The organism is Microbacterium sp. 69-10 (assembly GCF_001897945.1).
Classification (GTDB): domain Bacteria; phylum Actinomycetota; class Actinomycetes; order Actinomycetales; family Microbacteriaceae; genus Microbacterium.
In genome coordinates this window covers 22,637-24,709 of the sequence record NZ_MKRT01000011.1, presented here as the reverse complement: position 1 = coordinate 24,709, position 2,073 = coordinate 22,637, and the positions used below count along the sequence as shown (strand labels likewise).

The following is a 2,073-nucleotide window of genomic DNA, read 5'->3' as shown; positions in this document are numbered from 1 at the left end:
GCTGGCGGCGCTGGACCCGCTCCGCCGGATCGGGCGCGAGGTGGCCGAGCCGATGGAGATCCACGGGCTGCGTGCCGACAGCGGGCGCGTGCTCGATCTGCTCGAGTCGGTCTCGATGCCGGACGCGGAGCGCCGGGTGCGCAGCCGGCCCCATGAGCTCTCCGGCGGGCTCCGGCAGCGCGCCCTGATCGCCTCCGCGCTCGCGGCCGATCCCGAGGTGATCGTCGCCGACGAGGCGACGACGGCGCTGGATGCCACGGTGCAAGCCCGCATCCTGGAGCTCCTGCGCGGTATCGCGGACAGCGGCCGCGCCGTGGTGTTCATCAGCCACGACTTCGCGGCCGTGCGCAGGGTGGCCGACAGAGTGATCGTCATGCAGGCCGGCCGCATCGTCGAGCAGGGCCCGGTGGACGAGGTGATGCGGTCGCCCCGCAGCGATCACGCGCGCGAGCTCGTGGCGGCCAGCTCGCCGGTCCCGCGACCGGCGTCGCCGTCCTCGGAGGCACCGCTGCTGCGCGCCGTGGACCTCTCGAAGTCGTTCGACCGTCCCGCCGTCGTGGGGGCGAGCTTCGTCCTGCGGGCAGGGAGCACGCTGGGCGTGGTGGGGGAGTCCGGATCGGGCAAGACGACGCTCGCGCGGATGATCGTCGGCGTGCAGCATCCGGATTCCGGCGCTCTCGAATGGGTCTCGCCGCAGCGGGTGCAGCTGGTGCACCAGAATCCGCTCGGTGCGTTCGATCCGCGATGGACGATCGGGCGCTCCCTGAGCGAGGCGCTGCAGGCCGCCGGTGTGCCACGTGCGTCCCGCACGAAGCGGGCGCTCGAGCTGCTCGCGGAAGTCGGCCTGGACGGCTCGCTCGCACGCCGTCGCACCCATGAGCTCTCGGGCGGTCAGCGCCAGCGCGCCGCGATCGCCCGCGCGCTCGCCGCCGACCCGCAGGTGCTGGTCCTCGACGAGCCCGTCTCGGCCCTGGATCCGACGGTGCGACAGCGTGTGCTCGGCCTGCTCAGCAGCCTGCAGCGGGAACGCGCGCTCACGATGGTGTTCGTCTCGCACGACCTCGCGGTCATCGCCGCGGTCAGCGACGACGTGCTGGTCATGCAGGACGGGGCGATCGTGGAGCAGGGCGCGGTGGCCGAGGTGTTCGCCGACCCCCGGCATCCGTTCACCCGGGAACTGCTCGCCGCAGGGCGCTGAGCGTCGTCAGGTGCCGCGGATCAGTAGTGGTAGCAGCACGCGGCGATACGCACCTCGTCGTCGACAATCTTGTAGACGAGGCGGTGCTCATCATTGATCCGGCGCGACCAGTAGCCCGAGAACCCGTGTTTGAGTGGTTCGGGCTTGCCGATCCCCTCGTTGCCGTTTCGCACGATGTCGGCGATCAGTTGGTTGATCCGCTTGAGCAGCTTTCGATCCTGAGCCTGCCACCACAGGTAGTCGTCCCAAGCGTCCAGGCTGAAGACGATCCTCACTCGAGAAGCTCCCTCGCGGTTCCCTCACCTGATTCGAGACTCTCGATGGAGCGGAGCAGCCGACGAGCGTTGGTGGGGCTGCGAAGAAGGTAGGCCGTCTCCTTGAGGGACTCGTAGTCATCGAGGGAGACGATGACGGCCGGTTCCCGGCCGGCGCGCGTGATGACCACCTCTTCCCGATCGTTCACGACGCTGTCGAGGACCTCGGCGTACCGTGCCCGCGAGTCGCTGTAGCTCATGGTCTTCATGGAAACCCCCCTCTGCGTACGTATTATTGTACGTCGGAACGCTGGATCAGGCGTCAGTCCCGCACCGAGATCCCGGCGGACGCCGCGAACGCGGGCGCCAGCAGCTCCACCTGCCGAACGGTCAGGGTAGTGCCGCGCAGTGAGCCGACGTCGAGGAACGAGAGCGCGTCCAGACCGCGGAGGTCCACGTGCGAGGCCTGCAGTCCGCGGGAGTCGACCTCGTCGGCATGCGTGCCGTCGAAGGCGACGCGGGTGAGCGTGGCGCCGGGCAGATCGAGCGCGGTGATCCGGCATCCGTCGATGCGCACGTCCACGGCCTTCGTGGCGGAGAGCGTCAGGTAGTCGATGCGCA

At 69.8% G+C, this 2,073-nt stretch carries 3 protein-coding genes and 1 pseudogene; 1 reads left to right on the top strand and 3 read right to left on the bottom strand.

The window, feature by feature from the left end:
- A partial coding sequence (locus BGN97_RS04500) for an ATP-binding cassette domain-containing protein (RefSeq protein WP_292698397.1) occupies positions 1–1,198 on the top strand: 1,198 nt, incomplete at its 5' end.
- A 20-nt stretch (positions 1,199–1,218) separates the two neighbouring features.
- Here BGN97_RS04500 and BGN97_RS04495 read toward each other — a convergent pair.
- The 3 genes and pseudogenes from BGN97_RS04495 to BGN97_RS04485 form a co-directional block, all read right to left on the bottom strand.
- A complete protein-coding gene (locus tag BGN97_RS04495; protein ID WP_292698395.1) occupies positions 1,219–1,473 on the bottom strand; it encodes a Txe/YoeB family addiction module toxin in 255 nt (84 codons plus the stop codon).
- The gene (locus BGN97_RS04490) at positions 1,470–1,721 is read right to left on the bottom strand and encodes a type II toxin-antitoxin system prevent-host-death family antitoxin (protein ID WP_292698393.1); all 252 of its coding nucleotides are present in this window, start codon (positions 1,719–1,721) and stop codon (positions 1,470–1,472) included. Before BGN97_RS04490 ends, BGN97_RS04495 begins: the two co-directional genes overlap by 4 nt.
- A 53-nt stretch (positions 1,722–1,774) precedes the next feature.
- Positions 1,775–2,073, bottom strand: a pseudogene (locus tag BGN97_RS04485) (hypothetical protein); the annotation flags it as partial.

Coding starts and splice junctions, on each gene's coding strand:
- BGN97_RS04490 (WP_292698393.1), bottom strand. CDS start 1,721: ATGAAGACCATGAGCTACAGCGACTCGCGGGCACGGTACGCCGAGGTC.